General features: G+C 74.1%; 17 protein-coding genes. 7 read left to right on the forward strand and 10 right to left on the reverse strand.

Annotated elements, in window-relative coordinates; all coding sequences use genetic code 11:
* Positions 1-91 precede the first annotated feature (91 nt).
* The gene (locus ACTMS0_RS00270; RefSeq protein ID WP_441153023.1) at positions 92-781 is read left to right on the forward strand and encodes a TIGR03089 family protein; all 690 of its coding nucleotides are present in this window, start codon (positions 92-94) and stop codon (positions 779-781) included.
* Between the two features lie 9 nt (positions 782-790).
* Here ACTMS0_RS00270 and ACTMS0_RS00275 read toward each other — a convergent pair whose 3' ends face one another.
* On the reverse strand, positions 791-2,839 hold the full coding sequence (locus ACTMS0_RS00275) for an acetoacetate--CoA ligase (protein WP_441153024.1): 2,049 nt from the start codon (positions 2,837-2,839) through the stop codon (positions 791-793).
* Positions 2,840-3,047: 208 nt separating this feature from the next.
* A complete protein-coding gene (locus ACTMS0_RS00280) occupies positions 3,048-3,566 on the reverse strand; it encodes an acyl-CoA thioesterase (protein WP_441153025.1) in 519 nt (172 codons plus the stop codon).
* Positions 3,567-3,589: 23 nt separating this feature from the next.
* Between ACTMS0_RS00280 and ACTMS0_RS00285 the strand changes: the two genes are divergently transcribed.
* The gene (locus tag ACTMS0_RS00285; RefSeq protein WP_441153026.1) at positions 3,590-4,243 is read left to right on the forward strand and encodes a hypothetical protein; all 654 of its coding nucleotides are present in this window, start codon (positions 3,590-3,592) and stop codon (positions 4,241-4,243) included.
* A gap of 41 nt (positions 4,244-4,284) precedes the next feature.
* Here the strand turns inward: ACTMS0_RS00285 and ACTMS0_RS00290 are convergent, their stop codons facing one another.
* Complete coding sequence (locus tag ACTMS0_RS00290; protein ID WP_441153027.1) at positions 4,285-5,448, reverse strand: acyl-CoA dehydrogenase family protein; 1,164 nt, start codon at positions 5,446-5,448, stop codon at positions 4,285-4,287.
* Between the two features lie 248 nt (positions 5,449-5,696).
* Between ACTMS0_RS00290 and ACTMS0_RS00295 the strand changes: the two genes are divergently transcribed.
* Complete coding sequence (locus ACTMS0_RS00295; protein WP_441153028.1) at positions 5,697-7,124, forward strand: UDP-glucose dehydrogenase family protein; 1,428 nt, start codon at positions 5,697-5,699, stop codon at positions 7,122-7,124.
* Positions 7,125-7,291: 167 nt separating this feature from the next.
* Positions 7,292-12,226, forward strand: a complete 4,935-nt coding sequence (locus ACTMS0_RS00300) for an SCO7613 C-terminal domain-containing membrane protein (protein ID WP_441153029.1) — start codon at positions 7,292-7,294, stop codon at positions 12,224-12,226.
* 246 nt (positions 12,227-12,472) lie between these two features.
* On the opposite strand, the gene purE is transcribed toward ACTMS0_RS00300, so the two are convergent.
* The 3 genes from purE to ACTMS0_RS00315 all read right to left on the reverse strand — a co-directional run bounded on the left by purE (position 12,473) and on the right by ACTMS0_RS00315 (position 16,299).
* Positions 12,473-12,964 carry a 5-(carboxyamino)imidazole ribonucleotide mutase gene (gene purE / locus ACTMS0_RS00305; RefSeq protein ID WP_441153030.1) on the reverse strand — a complete coding sequence of 164 codons (492 nt, stop codon included), beginning with the start codon at positions 12,962-12,964 and terminating at the stop codon, positions 12,473-12,475.
* Entirely contained in the window at positions 12,961-14,142 is a 1,182-nt protein-coding gene (locus tag ACTMS0_RS00310; RefSeq protein WP_441153031.1) for a 5-(carboxyamino)imidazole ribonucleotide synthase, read from the reverse strand. Before ACTMS0_RS00310 ends, purE begins: the two co-directional genes overlap by 4 nt.
* Before the next feature lie 111 nt (positions 14,143-14,253).
* Positions 14,254-16,299 (reverse strand): thioredoxin domain-containing protein, encoded by a 2,046-nt coding sequence (locus tag ACTMS0_RS00315; RefSeq protein ID WP_441153032.1) that lies wholly within the window; start codon positions 16,297-16,299, stop codon positions 14,254-14,256.
* 118 nt (positions 16,300-16,417) lie between these two features.
* On the opposite strand from ACTMS0_RS00315, the gene ACTMS0_RS00320 reads away from it, so the two are divergent.
* Positions 16,418-17,446 carry a phosphatidylinositol-specific phospholipase C domain-containing protein gene (locus ACTMS0_RS00320; RefSeq protein ID WP_441153033.1) on the forward strand — a complete coding sequence of 343 codons (1,029 nt, stop codon included), beginning with the start codon at positions 16,418-16,420 and terminating at the stop codon, positions 17,444-17,446.
* Positions 17,447-17,541: 95 nt separating this feature from the next.
* Here ACTMS0_RS00320 and ACTMS0_RS00325 read toward each other — a convergent pair whose 3' ends face one another.
* From ACTMS0_RS00325 to mca, 3 genes are all read right to left on the reverse strand, one after another.
* Positions 17,542-20,067 carry a putative bifunctional diguanylate cyclase/phosphodiesterase gene (locus ACTMS0_RS00325; protein WP_441153034.1) on the reverse strand — a complete coding sequence of 842 codons (2,526 nt, stop codon included), beginning with the start codon at positions 20,065-20,067 and terminating at the stop codon, positions 17,542-17,544.
* A gap of 196 nt (positions 20,068-20,263) precedes the next feature.
* Positions 20,264-20,539 carry a hypothetical protein gene (locus ACTMS0_RS00330; protein WP_441153035.1) on the reverse strand — a complete coding sequence of 92 codons (276 nt, stop codon included), beginning with the start codon at positions 20,537-20,539 and terminating at the stop codon, positions 20,264-20,266.
* Positions 20,540-20,614: 75 nt separating this feature from the next.
* Positions 20,615-21,496 (reverse strand): mycothiol conjugate amidase Mca, encoded by an 882-nt coding sequence (mca, locus tag ACTMS0_RS00335; protein ID WP_441153036.1) that lies wholly within the window; start codon positions 21,494-21,496, stop codon positions 20,615-20,617.
* Positions 21,497-21,686: 190 nt separating this feature from the next.
* On the opposite strand from mca, the gene ACTMS0_RS00340 reads away from it, so the two are divergent.
* Both ACTMS0_RS00340 and greA read left to right on the forward strand, forming a co-directional pair.
* Positions 21,687-22,121, forward strand: coding sequence for a DUF4307 domain-containing protein (locus ACTMS0_RS00340; RefSeq protein WP_441153037.1), 435 nt, complete (start codon positions 21,687-21,689; stop codon positions 22,119-22,121).
* A gap of 160 nt (positions 22,122-22,281) precedes the next feature.
* Positions 22,282-22,779, forward strand: a complete 498-nt coding sequence (gene greA / locus ACTMS0_RS00345) for a transcription elongation factor GreA (protein WP_366600070.1) — start codon at positions 22,282-22,284, stop codon at positions 22,777-22,779.
* A 123-nt stretch (positions 22,780-22,902) separates the two neighbouring features.
* Here the strand turns inward: greA and ilvA are convergent, their stop codons facing one another.
* Positions 22,903-24,123 (reverse strand): threonine ammonia-lyase, encoded by a 1,221-nt coding sequence (ilvA, locus tag ACTMS0_RS00350; protein ID WP_441153038.1) that lies wholly within the window; start codon positions 24,121-24,123, stop codon positions 22,903-22,905.
* Positions 24,124-24,154 lie beyond the last annotated feature (31 nt).

Here is a 24,154-nt window from a genome sequence, read left to right on the forward strand (position 1 = left end):
AGCCGCACGGCGGCTGCGGGCCCCGCAGTTTCCCGACGGTCCCTTGTCGTCGCCATCTTCTACCGCCGACGGGGGCGTATCGTTCGCGCCGATGGCCGACAACATTGCCCGGGTCTTCGCCGCCGCGATCGCGCCCGACCCGACCCGCCCGCTGCTGACCTGGTACGACGACGCGACCGGCGAACGGACCGAGCTCTCCGGCGCGACCTGCGCGAACTGGGTGGCCAAGACGGCGAACCTGCTCGTCGACGGGCTGGGCCTCGGGCCCGGCGACACGGCCGGGGTGCTGCTCCCCCCGCACTGGCAGACCGCCGCCGTGCTGCTGGGCGCCTGGTCGGCCGGCCTGACCGTGGCCGAGGATCCGGGCGACGTGGACGTCCTCTTCGTCGCGGCCGGGCGGCTGGCCGAGGCGGACGCGTGGTCGGCCGGCGACCGCTACGTCCTCGCCCTGGACCCGTTCGCCCTGCCGATGCGGCAGGTCCCGCCGGGATTCGCCGACTTCGTGTCCGAGGTACGCGTGCACGGCGACGACTTCACCCCGTACGCGGGACCCGGGCCGGACGACGCGGACCTGCTGGCCCGCGCGGTGGCCCGGGCGACGGAGCTGGGCATCACACCCGATGCCCGCGCCCTGATCGACGTCGACGCCCTGCCCGACCCGGTCGACTGGCTCCTGGCTCCGCTGACGGCCCGGGCGTCGACGGTGCTCTGCGCGAACCCCGACCCGACCCGCCTCCCGTCCCGCTCGGAATCGGAGCGTACGACGCTGACCCTTCCGTGAGACGCGCGGTCAGGCGGACGTGGCCTGGTCGTGGGAGGCGCGGCGTTGGGTTGCCAGGGCGGCGAAGGCCGTCAGCGACTCGGGGTTGGCGAGGGCACCCTTCGCCGCGGCGCTGTCGACCGGGGTGCCGGTGAGGATCTTCTTGACCGGGACCTCCAGCTTCTTCGCCGAGAGGGTACGCGGGACGGCCCGGACCTGGTGGATCTCGTCGGGCACGTGCCGGGGCGACAGGGCGGTCCGCAGCTCCCGGCAGATCTTCTTCCGCAGGTCGTCGTCCAGCTCCCGGCCCTCGCCGAGGACCACGAAGAGCAGCAGCTCGCCGGCGCCGCCCTCGTCGTCCTCCAGGTGGACGACCACGGAGTCGACGACCTCGTCCAACCCCTCCACCACGGAGTAGAACTCGGCGGTGCCGAGCCGGACCCCGCCCCGGTTGAGGGTGGCGTCGGAGCGGCCGGTGATCAGGCAGCCTCCCCGCGAGTTGATCGTGATCCAGTCCCCGTGCCGCCACACGCCCGGGTAGACGTCGAAGTACGCCTCGCGGTAGCGGCTGCCGTCCGGGTCGTTCCAGAAGCCCACCGGCATGCTCGGCATCGGCTCGGTGATGACCAGCTCGCCCAGCTCACCGATGACCGGCGTGCCGTCGGCCGAGCGGGCCTCCACCTTCGCCCCGAGCGCCCGGCAGGCGATCTCACCCGCGTACACGGGAAGCAGCGGCACGCCGCCGACGAAACCGGTGCAGACGTCGGTGCCGCCGGAGAGCGACTGGAGCTGGAGGTGGTCGCCGACGTTCTCGTACACCCAGGTGAAGCCCTCGGCGGGCAGCGGCGCGCCGGTCGAGCCGAGGCCGCGCAGCGCGGACAGGTCGGCGATCTCCTTCGGGGCCAGACCCGCCTTGCGGCAGGCCAGCAGGAACGGCGCCGAGGTGCCGAAGTACGTGGTGCCGGTGTCCGCCGCGAGCCGCCACAGCGCCCCGAGGTCCGGGTGGCCCGGGTTGCCGTCGAAGAGCACGATGGCCGCGCCCACCGCCGGCCCGGAGACCAGGAAGTTCCACATCATCCAGCCGGTCGTGGTGAACCAGAAGAACCGGTCGGCCGGGCCGAGGTCGTGGTGCAGGGCGAGCATCTTCAGGTGCTCGAGCAGGATGCCCCCGTGGCCGTGCACGATCGGCTTGGGCAGGCCGGTGGTGCCGGAGGAGTAGAGCACGTAGAGCGGGTGGTCGAACGGCACCGGCGTGAAGGTCAGCGGCTCGTCGGTGTCGGCGGCCAGGTCGGCCCAGGCGATCGCGCCCTCCGGCGCGGCCCTCATTCGGTCCGGAGCGCCGCCTAGCGGCGCGGAGGCCGGATCATGGCCGCCAGCGCCGGCCGGGTCCAGGTACGCGATGCCGACGGTGTACTGCAGCGACGGCAGGGCGGCCCGGATCGCGGCCACCTCGGCGCGCCGGTCCACCGGCTTGTCGCCGTAGCGGTAGCCGTCCACGGCGACCAGGACCTTCGGCCCGATCTGCTGCCACCGGTCGGTGACGCTGCGGGTGCCGAACTCGGGCGCGCACGAGGAGAAGATGGCGCCGAGGCTGGCGGTGGCCAGCAGCAGCACGTACGTCTCGGGGATGTTCGGCGCGTACGCGGCCACCCGGTCGCCGGTGCCGACGCCGAGCCGGCGCAGCCCGGCGGCGACCCGGCGGACCTGCTCCCGCAGCCCGGCGGCGGTGAGGGTGACCGGCGGTCGGGTCTGCCCGTGCGCGATCACCACCGGGTCGTCGTCCGCGCGGCCGTGCATCCGCAGCACGTTCTCGGCGTAGTTGAGGGTCGCGTCGGGGAACCAACGGGCGCCGGGCATGCCCCGGTCGGCGAGCGTGGCGCTGGGCGGGGTGTGTGCCACCACCTCGAAGTGGTCCCAGATCGACCGCCAGAAGGCGTCCAGGTCGGTGACCGACCACTGCCACAGCTCGTCGTAGTCGGCGAAGTCGAGCCCCCGGTGCTCGCGCAGCCAGCGCAGGTAGTTACCGATCCGGGACCGCTCACGGACGTCCGCCGGCGGCGTCCACAGCACGTCACCCACTGCTCCACCCTCCCTCAGGCCCCGGCACGACGCTGTGCATGGGCCGTGGCGCCATCTTGCCCTACCTCGCAGCGCCATTCTCCGCACCCGGCGCCCACCCGCGCACGTGCCGGGCCCACATGCCCTCCGGTCATCCTGTGTGGGTGGCGCGCAGGGCCCACGGTTGGTGGCGCGGAGGGCCGGCGGTGGGTGGCGCGGAGTGCCGGCGTCAGCCCGCCCGGTGCGCCTGGATGGCCCGGCGGCGGGCCAGCCGGTGGGCGCGGCGGATCTCCGCCTCCCGGAAGCGCCGCTCGTCCTCCGGGGTCTCCGGCAGCACCGGCGGGATCATCCGCGGGGTGCCGCCGACGTCGACGCCGACGAACACCAGGTACGCCGTCGCCACCCGGACCGGCTGGTCCTCGGCCGAGTCCCACCGCTCGGCGGTGACCCGCACCCCGACCTCCATCGAGGTCTGCCCGGTCCAGTTGACCTGGGCGTACGCGTGCACCAGGTCACCCACCCGCACCGCCTCCGAGAAGACGATCTCGTCGATGGCCGCGGTCACCGCCGTCCCGCCGCTGTGCCGTGCCGCCGCGGCCCCCGCCACGTCGTCCACGAACTTCATCAGCACGCCGCCGTGCACCGTGCCGTAGAGGTTCACGTCGACGGCGGTCATGATCCGGCTCAGCGTGACCCGGGAGTACGAGGTCGGCTTCCCTGCTGGCGTGGTGGAGGGGTGCTCGGTCATGACGAAAACGGTACGGTGCGCGGATGCGACATCTCTGGAGCTTCCTCGCCGGGTTGGTGGTGGCACCCGTCACCTGGGTCCTGGTCACCCTCGGGCAGGACGGTTCGGCCGACACCGTCGCCCGCTGGGTGGAGATCGGTAGGTTCAACTCGGCCAACCTCATCGAGCCGGCCGTCTGGCTCGCCGTGGCCGGCGTCCTGCTCGGGCTGCTCGGCACCCTGCGTGTCTCGCCGGTCGGCCCGCTGGTCGCGGGGCTGCTGCTCGCCGCCCCGTACGTGGGGCTGTTCGTCGCGCCGTTCGCCGTGCGCGACGCCATCCCCGAGGGGTGGAAGGTTCTCGGCGACCCGCTCCCGCTGCGGCTGCCGCTGGAGAACGGGACCCTCTTCCTCATCGGCCTGCTGCTGATGATGGCCGCCTTCAGCGGCCAGCGCTGGCGGCGATGGCCACGGCCGGAGGCCGGGGCGGAGCTGACCCCGGCGGACGGTCCGGAGCGGACGGACTTCACCCTCAACGACTGGCCGTCGGCGTCGGACCGCGACACGAATCCGATGACGCTCGGTTACCCCGACCCCACCCCGACGGACCCGCTGCCCCGCCGGGCGGGCGGTGAGTCGCCGTGGTCGGCTCCGCCACGCGGCACGAACCGGCCGGAGGACACCACCACCGAACTGCGCTGACCGTACGGGCGGGCCGGGACGACCGGCCCGCCCCCCGACCGTCAGCCCTTGAGCAGCTGGCGGGCCATCACGATGCGCTGCACCTGGTTGGTGCCCTCGTAGATCTGGGTGATCTTCGCGTCGCGCATCATCCGCTCGACCGGGTAGTCCCGGGTGTAGCCGTACCCGCCGAGCAGCTGGACCGCGTCGGTGGTGATCTCCATGGCGGCGTCCGAGGCGAAGCACTTGGCCGCCGCGCCGAAGTAGGTCAGGTCGGCGTCGCTCCGCTCCGACTTGCCGGCCGCCGTGTACGTGAGCTGCCGCGCCGCCTCCAGCTTCATGCCCATGTCGGCGATCATGAACTGGATGCCCTGGAAGTCGGCGACCGGCTTGCCGAACTGCTTGCGCTCCTGCACGTACCCCATGGCGTAGTCGAGCGCGCCCTGCGCGATGCCGACGGCCTGGGCGGCGATCGTGACCCGGGTGTGGTCCAGGGTCTGCATGGCGGTGGCGAAGCCGGTGCCCTCCGCGCCGATCATGCGGTCGGCCGGGATCCGGACGTCGTCCAGGTACACCTCGCGGGTCGGCGACCCCTTGATGCCCAGCTTCTTCTCCGGCGCGCCGAAGCTGACCCCCGCGTCGGACTTCTCGACGACGAAGGCGGAGATGCCCCGCGACCGGGCGGACGGGTCGGTGACGGCGAAGACCGTGTAGAACTCGGACACACCGGCGTTGGTGATCCACCGCTTCACGCCGTTGAGCACCCAGTGGTCGCCGTCGCGGACCGCTCGGGTGGTCATCGAGGCGGCGTCGCTGCCGGCCTCCGGCTCGGACAGGCAGTACGAGAACATCGCGTCGCCGGAGGCGACCTGGGTCAGGTACTTCTGCTTGAGCTCCTCGGACCCGGCCAGGATCAGCGGCATGGTGCCGAGCTTGTTGACCGCCGGGATGAGCGAGGACGAGGCGCAGGCACGGGCCACCTCCTCGATCACGATGGCCGTGGCCAGGGCGTCCGCTCCCGCGCCGCCGTACTCGACCGGGATGTGCGGCGCGTGGAAGTCGGCCGCCCGCAGCGCGTCGTACGACGCCTTCGGGAACTCGCCGGTCTCGTCCGCCTCGGCGGCGTGCTGAGCCACCTTGGCCGCACAGACCTCACGGACCGCTTCCCGGACCGCCTGGTGCTCGTCGGTCAACCGGTAGACGTCGAACGATTGCTCTGCGGCCATGTCGGCCCCTCCCCTTCACGGCTATCATGCGCAGTCTGTAGCGTCACCTGGCCGCGGACAGCGCAGACTGAAGGATAGCGACCACGGTTCGGGCGATGTTACCGCCGCGTAGGTTCTGGGGTCTTCCACACCTCCGACCTGCCGGCGACCATGACAAGACAGGACGAATACCACCTCCGGTGCCCTGGCAGGCGCCGCAGCAGGATGCGACGCTACAAGCGGCGCCAGTGCGAGCGGAGAAGACAGGCGTGACGATCCCGTACCCGAACAGCCAGCCGATCCCTCCGATCGGCGCGGTGACGCCGCCCTCGGGCGCCGCCCGGCCCCGGGTGACCTTCCTCGGCACCGGCTACCTCGGCGCGACGTATGCCATCTGTTACGCCGAACTGGGCTACGAGGTGCTCGGCTTCGACGTCGACGCCGACAAGATCGCCATGCTCAACGCGGGCGAGGTGCCGATCCACGAGCCGGGCCTCGACGAGCTGCTCAAGCGCAACCTCGCTGCCGGGCGGCTGCGGTTCAGCACCGACATGACCGAGACCGCGAACTTCGGCGACGTGCACTTCATCTGCGTGGGCACCCCCCAGCGCGCCGACGGCATGGGCGCCGACCTGTCGTACGTCGAGGCCGCCGTCACCAGCCTGGCCCAGCACCTCACCCGCAAGGCGCTGATCGTCGGCAAGTCGACCGTGCCGGTCGGCACGGCCGAGTGGGTCGAGCAGCTCGTGAGCAAGCACACACCGGTCGACCTCGGCGTCGAGGTGGCGTGGAGCCCCGAGTTCCTCCAGGAGGGCTTCGCCGTCGACGACGTGCTGCGGCCGAACCGGATCGTGGTGGGCGTCAAGAGCGAGTGGGCCAACGGCATGCTCTACGCCGCCCACAAGGGCGTCTTCGACCTGGCCGCGACCGAGGACCGCGAGGTGCCCCTGGTGGTCACCGACTTCGCCACCGCCGAGCTGGTCAAGGTCGCGGCGAACGCCTTCCTCGCCACCAAGATCTCGTTCATCAACGCGATGGCGGAGGTCTGCGAGGCGTCCGGCGGCGACGTGACCCACCTCGCCCGGGCGATCGGCTTCGACCCCCGGATCGGCAACCGGTTCCTCCAGGCCGGGCTCGGCTTCGGCGGCGCCTGCCTGCCCAAGGACATCCGGGCCTTCCAGGCCCGGGCGCAGGAGCTGGGTGCCGGCGAGGCGCTCCGCTTCCTGCACGAGGTCGACCTGATCAACCTGCGCCGCCGCACCCGGGTGGTCCAGCTCGCCGCCGAACTGCTCGGCCGCCGCTCCGGTCCCGCCGGCCCCGACCTGTCCGGCACGAAGATCGGCGTGCTCGGTGCGACCTTCAAGCCCAACACCGACGACGTCCGCGACGCGCCGGCGCTCGCCGTGGCGTCGCTGCTCCGCAAGGCCGGGGCCGACGTGCACGTGTACGACCCGCAGGGCATGGAACGCGCCCGCGCGGTGGCGCCCGAGCTGGCCTACGAGCCGGGCATCAACGAGGCGGTGACCGGTGCCGACCTGGTCTGCGTCCTGACCGAGTGGGCCGACTTCCGCAACGCGGACCCGGTCGCGCTCGGTGAGCTGGTCGCCGGCCGCAAGGTGGTGGACGGCCGCAACTGCCTGGACCCGGCACTGTGGACGCAGGCCGGCTGGGAGTACCGCGGGATGGGCCGGCCCTGACGCCCTCCTGAGCAGCTCCTGACGGCCGGTCGCGGCGTGCTCCGCGGCCGGCCGTCATCGCGTACGCCGACGATCGTCACCCCGGACCCGCCGACAACTGTCGAAATCCGCGCCAGCTTTGGGCATGCTGCGACAGTGGAGGTCCACAGTGCGGGTGGAGGGGTGTCGTGGCGAGCTTTCAGTGCTCCTCGTGCGGCCGGGAGATCCAGCCGGCCGTCCGCTGCCCGCACTGCGGGGCGGAGCAGCCACAGTGGCTCGAACACCTGGCGGAGATCGAGCGGTCCATCGCGGAGATGAAGGCGCGCGACGCCGAGATCGCCCGCGAGCAGCGGCAGATCGCCGCCAAGATGCAGGCCGCCCTGTTCCAGCGGGACATCCTCGCCCACGCCGGTGAGGAGCGGCTCAAGCAGGCCACCCGGCCGCGCCGGGTGCTGCGCCGCCGGCCCGGCCGTCGCCCGCCGACCGCCGCCACCGGCGCGCCGCCGCGGGTGCCCCGGCAGGGCACCCCGCCGGGGTCGGCCGACGCGCCGCCACCGCGTACGACGGCCAACTGGCTCGACGCCGACGACCCGGAGCACCCGCCGGAGGCGTCCAGCCGCGAGGTGCAGAACATCCCGCTCGGCCTCGGCGCGCTGCTGCTCGGGGTCGCCGCGGTGGTCTTCGCCGCGGTCGCGACCAGCTCGATGGACGCGCTCGCCCGGCTGGGCGTGCTGCTCCTCGCGACGGTGCTGATGCTGCTCGCCCCGCCGGTCCTGGCCCGGCGTGGGCTGACCTCCACCGCCGAGACGATCTCCGCCGTGGGGCTGCTCCTGGTGCCGCTCGCCGGGTACGCGCTGTGGGCCGTGGACCGCATCGGCAACGGCGGTGCCAGCGGCGCCGTCTTCGCCGGGGTGATCTTCGCGGTGACGTCCGGGGTGTCGTTCGCGTACGCCGGCTGGACCGGGCTGCGCGCCCCCCGGTTCGCCACCGTGCTGGCCGCCCAACCCGTACTGCCGCTGCTCGCGTACGACCGGGTCACCGGGCCTGCGGGCTGGGCGGTGCTGCTCACCCTGGTTGCCGCTCTCGACCTCTGGCTGGCCCGCTCACCGGTCACCGTGGAGCGACCGGTCCGTCGGGACCTGCCCGAGGCGCCTGCGGCCGCCACACCAGAGGAAGCACCGGAGCGGCCGGACGGCACCCCCGTGCCGCCGCGTCAGCGCCGGGGCGGGGGCCGGCCCGAGGGCGCCCCCGAGGAGGCGGACGAGGTGCTCGGCGGCCCCGTGGCGGACGGCGACGCCCCGGCCGCCCGCCCGGTGCCGTGGCTGCGGGAGCTGGCCTGGGGCCTGCACGCCGCCGCGGTCGCGGTCGCCCTCGCGTACGCCGTCACCGCGCTGCTGCGGGCGACGACCGTACCGGCCGCGACCGGCGCGGGTGCCGCGCTGCTGTTCGCCGCGGCGGTCTGCCTCGTCGGGGCGCTCGGCCTGGGCCGGCCCCCGCTGCCCGACGTCGGGGCCGGCATCCTCACCCTCGCCGTGATCGGTGCGCTGGGTCGGATCGTCTCGGTGGCACTGCCCGGCCGGTCGCTGCTGCTCATCGCCGCGGTCATCGCGGTCACCGGCGTGGCCGTACGCGCGGTCCCGGAGGCGGCCCGGCGCGGGCCGCAGTTCGCCTCCGCCATCGCGCTGACGGTCAGCGGCGTGGTGGTGGCCGGCGGTGCCCTGCGCGCCGGGGTGGCCCCGGTCCGGGCCGCGCAGCCGGCGTGGGCGGCCGACCTCGACCGGTACGCGGCCGAGCTGGCCGCCGCGGCCGGCCCGGTCACCGGGCAGCTCGCCGCGAGCGCCCTGCTGTTGACGGTCGCCGCCGTGGTGGCCCTGCCGTCCGAGATCCGCCGGGAGTTCGCGGTCGTGGGCGTGGCGCTGACCGCACTCGCCGTACCGGCGTCGTTCGGGCTCGGGTGGGCGGCGGCGCCCTGGCCGATGGTGCTCGCCGCGATCGGCATCGGGGTGCTCGGCCTGTCGGCGCGGACCGAGCGGGCCGCGCTGGCGCACGCCGCGACCGCCGCCGGATTGGGGCTCTTCGGCGCCGGGGCCGGGTTGATCCGGCCCGCGCTGACGGCCGCCGTCCTGCTCACGCTCTTCGCGGCGGGGGTGCTGGTCGCCGTGGCGCCCCGCGTCCGCCTCGCCCCCGCCCCGGCGGACACCGTGTCGGCGTGGGCGGCGGGCGGTGCCGCGTTCGCGCTGCCGGGTGCCGTGGCCGCCTTCGTCGCCGCCACCGCGCCGACCGGCCCGACCCTCACGCCGGCCGACCTGCGCGAGGTGACCGTGCCGATGCTGGCCGCGAGTTTCCTCGCCGTCTGCGTCACGCTCGGGTACGCCGCCATCGTGCAGGTGTCGCAGCGGCACCTGCCGGTTCCGTTGGCCGTGGGCACAGGTCTGGGCGCGCTGGCGGTGGCAGCCGCCGCCTTCGGGGCACCCGGCACCACCGCCGCCGACGCCTGGGTCGGTGCGCTGCTGCTGGTCGCCGCCGTGCTGCTGTTCCTCGCGCCGTCCATCGACGCGGGCCGGCGCTCCGACCTCACCCTGGACGGATCCGACCTCGCCGCCGCGGCGGTGACCGCCGCGCTGATCGCCACCCTGCTCCGGATCGCCGCCGTCATCGCACCGGGCGGGCAGCTGGCGGTGGCGGCCGGGCTGGTGCTGGTCGTCGCCATGGCCGCCCGCGCCCTGCCCGAGGAGTGGCGGCGCGGGCCGACCCTCGGTCTCGTCGTCGGCGGCGTGCTCGTCGGGTTGCTGGCCGGCTGGTCGGCACTGCGCGGCGGCCTCGGCGTCCTCGCCACCCCCGGGCCGATCTGGGCCGGTGACCTGACGGGTTGGCCGGCCGCCCCGACCGGCGGCTCCACCTGGCAGGCACCGGTCGCACTGGTGCTGCTGGCCGTCGCCGCGGCGGTGCTGCTGCCGCCACCGTGGCGGTACGACGTCTCCGGCGCCGCCGTCGTCCTGGCCACCGTCGGTGCGCCCGCCGCGTTCGCGCTGCCGTGGTGGTCGCCGGTGCTGGTCGGTGCGACGGTCGCCACCGCGTACGGCATGGCGTCGGTGGCCTCCGTCGACCCGCGCGCCGCCCTCTCCCGGGCCGTCGTGGCCGGTGTGGTGGCGCTGCACGCGGCCGGCGCCGGTCTGGTGCGGCCGTGGACGACCGCGCTGGCGCTCGGCAGCATCGCCCTGATCGGCGTCGTGGTGGCGGCGTTGGCCCGCGTTCTGGCGACGCCGCAGGTGGACGACATCCACACCGAGGGGATGCCGTCGCACCTGGCCCAGATCGGCGGCGCCGCGGCCGGTGCCGCGCTGCTCGCGCTGCCCGGCGCGGTGGCCGCCCTGGCCGCCGAGTTCGGCCGATCGCCGCAGGTCGTGCTGACCGCCGCACTGGCCGCGTCCAGCCTCGGCCTGGCCGCCGTGGCCGCCGTCCGCCGGCAGGTGCCGCAGTACCTGCCCTGGGCGAGCGTCGCGGTGGTCGGCGGCGCCACGGTCAGCGCCCTCGCCGCCGCTCCCAGCGGTCTGCCGGTCGGGGTGTACGCCGCCGCCGCGGCCCTGCTCGGCGTCCTCGCCGAACTGGTCCGCGCCGCCACCGAGCCGCCCGCCGGCGCGGCGGCACCGGTCCGCCGGTGGTCGGTGCTCCTCGACGGCGCCCTGCGGCGCTTCCCGGAGACCGGCACGCGCCGCTGGCGGATCAGCCCGGCCGCCGGAGCGCTCGCCGCGGCCGCGCTCCCGACGGTGCTCGCCCTGGTCTCCCTGGCGCCCGCGCTCTACGTGGCGCTGGTCGAGCCGCAGCGCACCCTCAGCCGGATCTGGCAGGGGCCGCCGGCGGAACTGCTCACCCCGCCTCCCGAGGCGGTGGACCCGACGCACGTGCTCACCGCGCTGCTGCTGACCGCGACCGCCGCGCTGGCCGCCGTCGGCTTCAGCGGCGGCCGGCGGAGCCGCGCCGTGCCGGTGGTGCTGCCCGGCACCGCGGTGACCCTGCTCATCACGCCCGTGGCCCTGGGCATCGGCTGGCGGGCGACCACCCTCGCCGGGCTGGCGGTCTTCACCATCTCGATGCTGGGGCTGGCCCTCACGCCGCCGCCGGCCCTCGTCGAGCGGGCCCGCTCGATCCGCCTGGCCCGGGTGCTCGTCTTCGTGATCGGCCTGGCCGCCGGCGGTGCCGGGCTCGCCGGCAGCCTCGCCACCCGGGAGCTGACCCTCTTCACGCTGGGCGGCGCCGTGGGCGTCGGCACGGTGGCCGCGCTCTTCGGCACCACCCAGCGGGCCCGCATCCTCGGCTGGCTGTTCGCCTCACTCATGGCGCAGCTCTTCGTGCTCACCGCTGGCCTGGTCGCCGGCCTCGCGGCGGTGTGGTCCGCGTTCGGCGTCCTGGCCGTCGGCGCGGCCCTCCAGGTGTTCGCGGCGACGCTGCCCCGCCTGCGCCGCCCGGAGGCCCAGCGCGAGGCGGCCACGGTGGAGTGGAGCGGCTACGCGGCCGCACTGATCGCCCTGGCCCTCGCGTACGACTCGCCCCGGCACATCGCCGCGCTGCTCGCCGCCTGGGGCGCCGTCCTCGGGGTGGCGGCGGCCCGGCCCGCCCGCCGCCCGGTGGAACGCCGGATCCTGTTCTGGGCGGTCGTGATCTGCGAGATCACCGCCTGGTGGATCCTCATGCGGGTGGCCGCCGTCGCGCTGCCCGAGGCGTACACGCTGCCGTTCGCCGCGCTGGCCCTGCTCGTCGGGGTGCTGGAGCTGCGCCAGCACCGCGAGATCAGCAGCTGGGTGGCGTACGGCCCGGCGCTGGTGGCCGCCTTCGTGCCCACGCTGGCGATCGTGCTGGCCACCGACACCAGCACGCTGCGGCAGGTGCTGCTGCTGCTCGGTGCGGTGGCCGTGCTGATCTTCGGCTCGATGAGCCAGCAGCAGGCGCCGGTGATCGTGGGTGCGACGGTCACCGCGATCACGGCCATCCACGCGCTGTTCAGCCTCGGCCCGTGGCTCGCGCTGATCCCGGTCGGGATCCTGCTGCTGATCCTCGGCGCCAGCAACGAACGGCGCCGGCGGGCCCAGGAACGCCTCCAGACCGCCCTCCGCGGCATGCGGTGAACTCGAGGGTCATTGGATCCTCGTCGAGGTGGAGCAGAACGTGCCGGCGCCGAACCGACCCTTCCGGAGCAGCGTGCCGGCGCCGCACGTACCCTTCCGGAGCAGTGTGCCGGCGCCGCGCCCTGCCGTGCCGATCTTGCAGTTCCTGCCCGGGCTAACCGGGCATAAGCCGCGTTTCAGGGGCCCAAAGTGCAAGATCGACGCGGGAGGGGCGGGGCGGGAAGGGCGGGGGGCGGGGACGGGGAGTCAGGTCAGGGAGGCGCGGAGGGCCGCTTCCTTGTCGGCGACGAGTTGCTCCAGGCCGGCCTGGTAGGCCGACATGCGGTCGAGCAGGGCGCGGTCGCCGGCGGCAAGGATGCGGACCGCGAGCAGGCCGGCGTTGCGGGCGTTGCCGATCGACACCGTGGCCACCGGCACGCCGGCCGGCATCTGCACGATGGACAGCAGCGAGTCCATCCCGTCGAGGTACTTCAGCGGCACCGGGACGCCGATCACCGGCAGCGGCGTGACCGAGGCGACCATGCCCGGCAGGTGGGCCGCACCGCCCGCCCCGGCGATGATCACCTTGAGGCCCCGGTCGGCGGCGGAACGCGCGTACTCGATCATCTTGACCGGGGTGCGGTGGGCGGAGACGACCCCGACCTCGTACGGCACCTCGAACTCGTCGAGCGCCTCGGCGGCGGCCTTCATCGTCGGCCAGTCCGAGTCACTGCCCATGATCAGGCCGACCGTGCTCATGGGCGCCCCTCCCGCAGCCAGCGGGCGGCGCGCGCGGCCCGCGTCCGTACCTCGTCCAGGTCGTCGCCGAGCACCGTCACGTGCCCGATCTTGCGGCCGGGGCGCACCTGCTTGCCGTACAGGTGCACCTTGGCGCCCGGCTCGGCCGCGAACAGGTGGTGCAGCCGCTCGTCGATCGACATGCCGCCGGGCTCGCCGCCGAGCACGTTCGCCATCACCACGACCGGCGCGGTCAGCGAGGTGTCGCCCATCGGGTAGTCGAGCACCGCCCGCAGGTGCTGCTCGAACTGCGACGTCCGGGCGCCTTCGATCGTCCAGTGCCCCGAGTTGTGGGGGCGCATCGCCAGCTCGTTGACGGCGATCCGGCTGCCCGTCGGCGCGGTCGCGTCGGCCACCTCGAACAGCTCGACCGCCAGCAGGCCCACCACGCCGAGCGCGGTGGCCAGGTCGATGGCGAGCTGCTGCGCGGCGACCGCCAGCTCCTCCGGCAGGTCCGGTGCGGGGGCCAGCACCTCGACGCAGATCCCGTCGCGCTGGACGGTCTCGACCACCGGGTACGCGGCGACCTGCCCGAACGGCGACCGGGCCACCTGCACGGCCAGCTCCCGGCGCAGCGCCACCCGCTCCTCGACGATGAGCCGCGTCCCGCCGGCGAGCAGCGTGGCGGCCAGCTCGGCCGCCTGCGTCGCGTCGTCGACCATCCACACGCCCCGGCCGTCGTACCCGCCCCGGGCCGCCTTGAGCACCACCGGCCAGCCGACCTCGGCACCGAAGGCCACCAGGTCGGCGGGGGTCGAGACCGGCCGCCAGGCCGGGTTCGGCGCGCCCAGCGACCCCAGGCGCTCCCGCATGACCTGCTTGTCCTGCGCGTGCACCAGCGCCTCGGCCGGTGGGAACAGCCTCACACCCTCGCCCGTCAGCGTGGCGATGTGCTCGGTGGGGACGTGCTCGTGGTCGAAGGTGACCACGTCGCAGCCCTTGGCGAACGTGCGCAGCGCGGCGAGGTCGGTGTGGTCGCCGTACTGAACGTCGGCGGCCACCAGGGCGGCGCCGTCGTCGGGGGCGAGCGCGAGCACGCGCAGGGACTGGCCGAGGGCGATCGCGGCCTGGTGGGTCATCCGGGCCAACTGGCCGCCGCCCACCATGCCGACAACGGGCAGACCGGTACGGGAATCCATAGCGGCGCCAGCCTATCCGGGCTGCGGTTCCGTCTCGCCGCCGCCCGGCCCCCGACCACCCGTCGGGAGGGTTCGCCGCCCCGCCCGCCGGTGCCCTCGGCCGCCGCCGGCCTACCGGCCCGTGAGCTGCGCCACCAGGTCGGCCACGTCGGTCACCGGGCGTTCGCAGACGAAACCGCGGCAGGCGTACGCGGTGGGCCGCCCCTCGACCGTCGGCCGGTCGGCGAGCAGCGGCACCCCGGGCTGGTCCGGCCGGCCCGCCACGATCACGGCACCGGGCGGGGCGTGCCGGTGCGCCGCCAGCACCAGCGGGTCGCCGGCCGGGTCGTCGGTGACCACGGCCACCTCGTACGGCCCGGAGAGCAGCGCCTCGCCGACGGTCGCCGCGTACCCGGTGAAGCGGGGGTGCCGGGCGACGATCGGCGCCACGGTGGCGAGTGCCGCCTCGGCCGCCTCCCGGTACCGGTTCTCCCCGGTCAGCGCGGCGTACGCGACCAGCGCCGCGACGATCGCCGACCGGCCGGACGGGCTGGCGTTGTCGGTCGGGTCGGCCGGCCGGGTCACCAGCCGCTCCGCGTCGTCGGCGGTGTCGTAGAACCCGCCGTCGGGCGCCGCGAACCGCTCCAGGGCCACGTCGAGGAGCTGGCCGGCCAGGGCGAGCCATCGTCCCTCCCCGGTGAGCTGGTGCATCGCGCAGAACGCCTCGGCGACGCAGCCGTAGTCCTCCAGGACCCCGGCGGACTCGCCGACCCGGCCGTCCCGGGACGTACGCCGGAGCCGCCCGTCCACGAGGTGCACACGTGCCAGGTGCTCGGCCGCGTCCCGCATCGCCCCGTCGGCGACGATCGTGACGCCCTCCATCAGGTTGGCGTCGTCGCCCGGGGCGTCCTGCGCGTACCCGGCGGCGACCTGCTGGAACTCGGTGATCGCGGTGATCGCGAGGCCGTTCCAGGCGGCCACCACCTTGTCGTCGCGGGCCGGCTGGGGGCGCGCGTCGCGGGCGACCAGCAGCCGGCTCACGACGTCCTGCCGGCGCTGCCGGATCTCCGGCGCGACGTCGTCGACGTCCCGGGCCAGCCGCAGCACGCTGGTGCCGTGTTCGAAGCTGCCGGACTCGGTGACGTCGAAGAGGTCGGCCGCCCAGCGGGCGTCCTCGTCCCCCAGCACCTCGGCCAGCTGGCCGGGCGTCCAGACGTACGTGAGCCCCTCGACGCCCTCGGTGTCCGCGTCCAGCGCGGAGGCGAAGCCCTCGCCCGGCCGGTGCAGCTCGTCGGCGAGGAAGCGGGCCGTGTCCCGGGCGACCCGCCGCGCCATGGGGTCGCCGGTCAGCCGCCACAGGTGCGTGTAGACCCGCAGCAGCAGCGCGTTGTCGTAGAGCATCTTCTCGAAGTGCGGCACGGTCCAGTGCGCGTCCACCGAGTAGCGGGCGAAGCCCCCGGCGAGCTGGTCGTGGATGCCACCGCGGGCCATCGCCTCGCAGCTGTGCCGGACCATCTCCAGGCTCCGGTCCGAGCCGGTGCGCTGGTGGTGCCGCAGCAGGAAGAGCAGGTTCATGTGCGGCGGGAACTTGGGCGCGCCGCCGAAGCCGCCGTGCGTCTCGTCGTACTCCTTGGCGAGCTGGACGGCGGCGGCGTCGAGCAGGTCCGCGGTGAGCGGGGTGGACGGACCCCCGACGGCCTGGGCGCCGCCGATCGCCTCGACCACCGCGGCCCCCTGCCGGAGTACGGCGTCCCGCTGGTCCCGCCACGCCGTGGTGACCGACTGGAGCAGGCGGAGGAAGTTGGGCCGCGGGAAGTAGGTGCCGCAGAAGAACGGGGTGCCGTCCGGGGTGGCGAAGACCGTCATGGGCCAGCCGCCCTGCCCGGTCATCGCCTGCGTGGCGGTCATGTACACGGCGTCGACGTCCGGGCGCTCCTCACGGTCCACCTTGATGGACACGAAGTTCTCGTTCATCAGGGCGCCGACCTGCTCGTTCTCGAACGACTCGTGGGCCATGACGTGGCACCAGTGGCAGGCCGCGTAACCGACCGAGATGAGGACCGGCACGTCGCGCCGCTTCGCCTCGGCGAACGCCTCGTCGCACCACGGCCACCAGTCGACCGGGTTGTCCTTGTGCTGGAGCAGGTACGGGCTGGTGGCGTCAGCGAGTCGGTTCACCCGACGACCATAACCAGCGCCGGCGCTGTCCGCTCCGCCGTCAGCGGCCCGCCTTCCGTCGTTCACATTTATCTATTTGGATCTGTGCAGGCATCCCCGACCCGAGGAGACACCGCCGATGCGCAGACTCCCGTTCCTGTCCGTCCTCGCCGCCGGCACGCTCGCCGCGGCACTGCTCACCCCCACCCCCGCGCAGGCGGCGGTCGACCCGGCCACGCGGGTCTCGGCGACCACCGCCGTCGGCACCCACAACGCGTACGAGAAGTCGACGTACACCTACCTCGCCCAGGCGCTCGACGCCCGGCCGGGGATGATCGAACTGGACGTGTGGCCGGACATCTTCGCCCGGCAGTGGCGGGTCAGCCACTCCAACCCGCTCGGCAACGACAACAACTGCGTCGCCGCGACCAGCGCCGCCCAGCTCTACACCGGGACCCGGAACAAGAACCTGGAGCACTGCCTGGACAACATCCGGCTCTGGCTGGCCGCCCACCCGGACGCCGGGCCGCTGATCCTGAAGCTGGAGCTGAAGACGGGCTTCAGCAGCCGTACCGGGCAGGGCCCGGCCCAGCTCGACGCGGTGCTGGCCGCCCGGCTCGGCGACCGCGTGTTCACCCCCGCCCAGCTGCGCGGCGCGTACCCCTCCCTGGACGCCGCCGCCCGCGCCGACGCCTGGCCGACCCGGGCGCAGCTCGCCGGGAAGGTGATCGTCGAGCTGATCCCCGGCACCGTGGAGGAGGGCAACCCGACCGACGTGCTGTGGACCGACGTCGAGTACGCCCGCCACCTGGCCGCCCTCGCCACCGCCGGCACCCTGGCCCGGGCCCAGGCGTTCCCGGCCGTGCACCGCGCCCAGGCCGGCGACCCCCGCAGCCGGTACGCCGACACCACCCTGCGCCCCTGGTTCGTGGTCTTCGACGGGGACGCGACGGCGTACGTCACCGGCGGCATCGACACCGCCTGGTACTCCGCCAACAACTATCTACTGATCATGACGGACGCCCAGAACGTGCCCCCCGCCGTCGGCGCGGACCCGGACGCCGCCCGGGCGAGGGTGGCCGAACTCGCCGCCCGCCACGCCAGCATCGCCTCCGCCGACTGGGCCGCCCTCCCCACCGTCGTCCCGACAGTCCTCCCCCGCGCCTGAGCACCCACCGGCGTTGATCATGAGGTTAGCGGCGATGTCGATCTCTCCGACTGCCGCTAACCTCATGATCAACAGTCTGCGGGTGCCGTCGAGGGTCAGGAGGCGTCGTCGGCGCGGAGGGGGAAGATATTGGGGCGGGCCTCGTCCAACAGGGTGCCGAGGACGGCACCGATCTTGTCCGGGGGCATCGGCTTGAAGAAGTGGTAGCCCTGCGCGGCGGTGCAGCCCAGCTCGGCCAGGGCGGACCGCTGCTCGGCGGTCTCCACACCCTCGGCGACCACCCGAAGCCCCAGCTCCTGGGCCAGCCCGACGGTGGTCCGCACGATCGCCGCCGCCTCCGGCGAGTCGGCCATCCGGATCACGAAGGACCGGTCCACCTTCAACTCGTCGACCGCGATCCGGGTGAGGAAGGTCAGCGACGAGAAGCCGGTGCCGAAGTCGTCGACGGCGAGCTGCACGCCCATCTCGCGCAGGGTGGCGAGCACCTCGTCGATGACCTCCAGCTCGCTCATCACCACCGTCTCGGTGATCTCCAGGACCAGGCGGCGCGCCGGCACCTGGTGGCGGCGCAACGCGTCCGCGATCTCCGCCGGCAGCCGGGGGTCGAGCAGGCTGCGGGCCGAGAGGTTCACCGAGATCGGCACGTCGAGGCCCTCCTGGGCCCACTGCGCGGCCACGGCGAGCGCCTTGTCCAGCACGTACCGGGTGAACGTGCCCAGCTGCTCGCTGTTCTCCACCGGGCGGATGAAGTCGTGCGGGCTCAGCCAGCCCCGGCGCGGGTGCCGCCACCGGATGAGCGCCTCCACGCCGGTCGGCGCCCCGGTGGCCAGGTCGACCGCCGGTTGCAGGGCCAGCACCAGCTGGTCGTCGGTCGCCAGCGCCTCCCGCAGCTCGGCCAGCAGGGCGAGCTGGTCGGTGCTGGCGGCGTCCCGGGTCGAGTCGTACGCGGCGACGCTGCCGCCACCCTCCTTGGCCTGGTACATGGCGATGTCGGCGCGGCGCAGCAGCTCCGTCATGTCGGCGGTGCCCGCGTCGGCGACCACCACCCCGACCGAGACCTCCACCGACATCCGTACGCCGGCCACCTCCGTGGGCGCGGCGAGCCGCTCGGCGATCTCCCGGGCCTGGCGCAGCGCGTACGCCATCGGGGCCGCGCGGTCCCCGATCACCGGGACCGACGTCAGCAGGACGGCGAACTCGTCGCCGCCGAGGCGGCCGAGCAGGTCCCCGGCGCGGGCCAGCGCGCCCAGCCGGTTGGCGGTCAGCCGCAGCAGCTGGTCGCCGGCGGCGTGCCCGAGGGTGTCGTTGACCTCCTTGAACTGGTTGATGTCCAGCAGGAGCAGCGCCACCGGGTGGTCGTGCGCGAGCTGCCGCAGCGCCTGGTCGCCCTTGCTCAGCATCGCCGCCCGGTTGACCAGGCCGGTCAACGCGTCGTGCACCGCCTCGTACGACGACCGCGCGGTGACCAGGCGCAGCTCGCGGTGGGTCGCCGCGTCGTGCAGCGCCGCTGCGAGGGCGTCTCCGTACGCGGCGACCGCGTCCCGCTCGCGGTCGCTCGGTGGCGCCGAGCGGGGGAACCGGACGCGGAGGTGGCCGACCTGCGTGGCCCCGACGGCGAGCGTCCGGACCAGCTCGCGGTCGTCCGCCTCGTCGGGGTCGGGGGCGCCGACCTCCCGGTCGACGATCTGACCGCCCGCGTCGCCCCGGTAGCGCCGCCAGCGCCCGTCGCCGCGGGTGACGTCCACGTCGACCAGTTCGGCCTGGAAGAACGTCAACGCGCCGGACACGGCCGCGGTCGCCACCCCCCGCTCGTCGAGCTGGTTGAGCGCGGCCGTCGCCTCGGCGAAGGCGCGCCAGGAACGCCGCTCCTGGTCGGCGCGCAGCCGGTGCCGGTAGGTCTGCTGGAGCAGCCAGAGCGGCGGCGGCAACAGCAGCAACCACCGTGGATCCAGCTCGACCAGGGCCACCACGACCAGACCCACCGCGACGTTCCCGACGAACATCAGCAGCTTGCCGCGCAGCGCCGCGAGCAGCACCGTGCCGAGCGAGGCGCCGTTTCGCAGCGTGAGGCTGACGCCGGCCAGCCACGCGCTGGCGAGAAGGTAGGTGACCGCGCCCGCGACCACCGCGAGCGCGAGGGTGGGCGTCGGCGCGGCCAGCAGCGGCCGGCCCAGGGCCGTGGTGACCGACACCGCCAGGGCGGTCGCCGCGGTCAGGGACGCCGCGATCCGGACGGTCTCCAGCACCGGCTGGCGGTCCCCGAACAGGGACATCCCCGCCCAGGCGAGCCCGACACCGAGGAGGGTGGCCGCCGGGAGCCACCCGGGCGGCACCTGGTGGAGGCAGACGATGAGCGCAGCCTCGCCCCAGGTGATGCTGACCGCACCGGCGGCGGCCCGGAAGCGGAGCCGGGCGAGTTGGGCGAGCGCGAAGACGGCGACGGCGAACCCGAAGCGGGCGGGCCCACCGAAGGGATCGTCGGCCGGCAGACCGGCCGGGAGGGCGAGCCCCACCGCGGCCGCGACCAGGGCGGTCACCGCCACCGCCACGGTGAGCACGAGCAGCCGCGAGGACGAGGCGCGGGCCTCGACCCGCGACTCCCCCGCCGAGGCGGAGGTCACCGACCCGCTCCGGCGGCGGGCCGGGCGGAGCTACGACGGGCAGCCGCTGCTGTGCTGGTCATCGGCGCCCCCTCCCGCACGGCCGAAGAGTCTGTCGGTCCCCCCGGCGGAAGGCTAAGCCAATACTGGTGGCCGCAACAGGGGGAGACGACCCGCTCGGACGTGAATCATGCGGGGACTAGCCGTTTCGGCGCTGCTAAAGCCCGTTGGGCGGGTTCGGCGATGAATCCTGCGCTTCCGCGCCGTCTGTCGGATCAACGACTGCCGCGTCCGCCCGGTCGGCGTCGGCCGGCCGGGCCTGCTGCGGGAACCGGTCGGGCAGGCGGCGCAGCCGCGCGTTCATGTTGCGGATCAGCAGGACGGTGGCGGTGGCCAGCACCAGGATCAGGAAGAGGCCCATGGGCCCGGCCAGGCCACCCGTGCGGGTGTCCCCGAAGTTGTTCTGGGCGAGCACCTGGGCAGCGGTCAGCATGGCGTTCCTCCGATGAGCGGTTGGCAACCAGCGTAGCCCGGAGCCGGATCAGGGCCTATGTCGACATCACAGGCCCTATCGGGCATGTGCCGTCTCGCGCACCCCGGCGAAGAGGTCCGACTCGGGCAGCGGGCTGTCGACCAGCGACCGGACCAGTTGGAAGTCCTCGGTGGGCCAGGCCCGCCGCTGGAGCTCCATCGGCACGTGGAACCAGAAGCCGTCCGGGTCGATCTGGGTCGCGTGGGCCCGCAACGCGTCGTCCCGCACGGGGAAGTAGTCCGCGCACTCGACCCGGGTGGTGATCCGGGGGCCCTTGTCCTCCCGGTCCTCCCACCGCTTGATCCACTCCTCGTACGGCGACTCGAGGCCGGCGGCGAGCATGGCCTCGTGCAGGGCGAGGATCTTGCCCTTCGAGAAGCCGATGTCGTAGTAGAGCTTGAGCGGCTGCCAGGGCTCGCCGAGCTCCGGGTAACGCTCCGGGTCGCCGGCGGCCTCGAAGGCGGCCACGCTGACCTTGTGGGTCATGATGTGGTCGGGGTGCGGGTAGCCGCCCTCCTCGTCGTACGTGGTGACGACGTGCGGACGGAACTCGCGCATCAGGCGCACCAGCGGCCCCGCGGCCTCGGCCACGTCCTGCAGGGCGAAGCAGCCCTCGGGGAGCGGCGGCAGCGGGTCACCCTCGGGCAGGCCGGAATCCACGAAGCCGAGCCAGGCCTGCTCGACACCGAGGATCGCGCGGGCGGCGTCCATCTCGGCGCGGCGGATCTCGGCGATGTTGGCCCAGACGTCGGGCCGGTCCATCTTCGGGTTGAGCACGCTGCCGCGCTCCCCGCCGGTGCACGTCACGACCAGGACGTCCACGCCCTCGGCCACGTACTTCGCGGTGGTCGCCGCGCCCTTGCTCGACTCGTCGTCCGGATGTGCGTGGACGGCCATGAGTCGCAGTCGCTCTGCCAACGTCGGCGCTCCTCGTCTCTGCCCCGGCGGCCCGGTCCCGGGACGCCCGGCTGACCTGCCGGATTGCTCCCCCCGTGCCGGAACCCGCCGGCGCCGACCTGCCATGCTGGACGACAGGACCGGGCTGGGAGAATGGAACTCTGCCATTCTTGCCGATGCCCCCGACAACGACGCCAGGAGATACCCGCCGGTGAGCGAGACGCACGCCACAATTCCACCCGGCGCGCCGGTCTTCCCACCCGGCCGGTACGGGCGACGCCGGGAGCCCGGCCGCCGCCGGCCGCTGGTGGCCGGGCTGCTGGCGCTCGGCCTCGCCGCTGTCCTGGGCCTGGTCACGGTCCGGCTCTACCAGCAGTACGGCAGTCCCGAGTACGACGCCACCGTCATCACCTACACCGGGATCACCGACACCCAGGTGCTGGTCGACTTCCGGGTCACCGTGCCGCCGGGCGGGTCCGCGGTCTGCGTGCTGCGGGCCCGGGACCGGGCCGGCGCCGAGGTGGCCCGGGAGCAGGTCACCGTGACCGCGCGGCCCGGTGAACGGCAGGTGACCAAGCAGCACCGGCTGGCGACCAGCGGTCGTGCCTTCATCGGCGAGGTGCTGCGCTGCCGACCGCCGACCTGACCGGCGCCGATCCCCATCTCACCGGCGCCGGAGGGCGGTCGCCGGTGCTGGCGTGACCGCCCTCCGGACGGCGTCAGTGATCGTCGACACTCCTTGTCGGTGGTCACTGGTAACTTGGAAGTTCACTGTCAGCCAGCACGCACGACTGAGGAGACCGCCTGTGTCCAACGGCAACGAGGCGCCCGCCACCTGGCTGTCGCAGGAGGCGCACGACCGCCTCCAAGCCGAGCTCGACGAACTCATCGCCAACCGGCCGGTCATCGCCGCGGAGATCAACGCCCGGCGCGAGGAGGGCGATCTGCGGGAGAACGGCGGTTACCACGCCGCCCGCGAGGAGCAGAGCAAGGCCGAGGGGCGCATTCTCTACCTGAAGGAGCTGCTGCGCACCGCGCAGGTGGGCGAGGCGCCCACCGCCGACACGGTCGCGCCCGGGATGGTCGTCACGATCTACTTCGACGACGACAAGGACGACACCGAGCGCTTCCTGCTCGGCTCCCGCGAGATCGCGTCGACCACCGACCTGACGGTCTACAGCCCCGAGTCCGCCATCGGCAAGGCGATCCTCGGCTGCCGCCCCGGCCAGACCTGCACCTACACGGCCCCGAGCGGCGCCGACATCAAGGTGACCGTGGTGGCCTTCGAGCCGTTCTCCGGCTGAGCGAAAACGTCCCGACGCGCCGGCGCCCGCCCAGGGCACCGGCGCGTCGGCGCATCCGGGGCTGGCCCGCAGTGACCGGGGCCGGCCCGACGTCAAGCGGCGCTGGCCCGATGTGACCGAGCGTCACGCCTCGCCGGCGAAGACCACCTGATAGCCGCTGGCCCGCAGCGCGCTGATCAGCGTGTCCGAGTGCTCCACGCCCCGGGTCTCCACCGACAGCGCCACCTCGACCTCACCGAGCCGCAGGTGCGGGTTGGCCCGCTGGTGCTCGACGTCCACGACGTTCGCCCGGTGCTCGGCGATCTCGCTGAGCAGCGATGCGAGCTGGCCGGGCCGGTCGGTGCACCGGACGGTGACCCGCAGGTAGCGACCGGCCGCCGCCAGGCCGTGCTCGATCACCCGGAGCATCAGCAGCGGGTCGATGTTGCCGCCGGAAAGCACCGCCACGACCGGGGCCTCCACCTCGACCGCACCGGTCAGCAGCGCGGCCACCCCCACCGCGCCGGCCGGCTCGACCACCTGCTTGCCCCGCTCGAGCAGCATGAGCAGCGCGCGGGAGATGTCCTCCTCGGAGACCGTCACCACCTCGTCGACCAGCTTGCGGACGTGGAGGAAGGTCAGCTCGCCCGGGCGCCCCACGGCGATACCGTCGGCGATGGTGCTGAACGACGGGAGGCGTACCGGCTCGCCGGCCAGCAGCGAGGGCGGGAACGCGGCGGCGCTGGCCGCCTGCACGCCGACCACGCGGACGTCCGGCCGCAGCGCCTTCGCCGCGACCGCCATCCCGGAAACCAGACCGCCGCCACCCACGCCGGTGACGATCGTCTTCACGTCCGGGCACTGTTCGAGGATCTCCAGCGCCACCGTGCCCTGCCCGGCGATCACGTCCTTGTGGTCGAACGGGTGGATCAGCGTCGCCCCGGTGCGCTCGGCGAAGGTCTGCGCGGCCACCAACGACTCGTCGACGGTGCTCCCGACGAGTTCGATCTGCGCCCCGTACCCCTTGGTGGCGGCCACCTTCGGCAGCGGCGCGTTCACCGGCATGAAGACCGTGGCGTGCGTGCCGACCAGCCCGGCGGCGAGCGCGACGCCCTGGGCGTGGTTGCCGGCGCTCGCCGCGACCACGCCGTTGGCCCGCTCCGCCTCGGACAGCCGGGAGATCCGGACGTACGCCCCCCGCACCTTGTACGAGCCGGCGCGTTGCAGGTTCTCGCACTTGAGCCAGGTCGGCCCGCCGAGTGCCGCGCTGAGCGGCCGGGAGGGCTCCAGGGGGGTGGTACGGACGACACCGGCGAGCAGCTCCCGCGCGGCCCGTACGTCGTCCAGGCTGACCAGTTCCGTCATGCCCTGATCGTCCCACCCGTGCCCCGCCCCC

The sequence above is a fragment of the Micromonospora sp. H33 genome, from assembly GCF_052068455.1.
Classification (GTDB): Bacteria; Actinomycetota; Actinomycetes; order Mycobacteriales; family Micromonosporaceae; genus Micromonospora.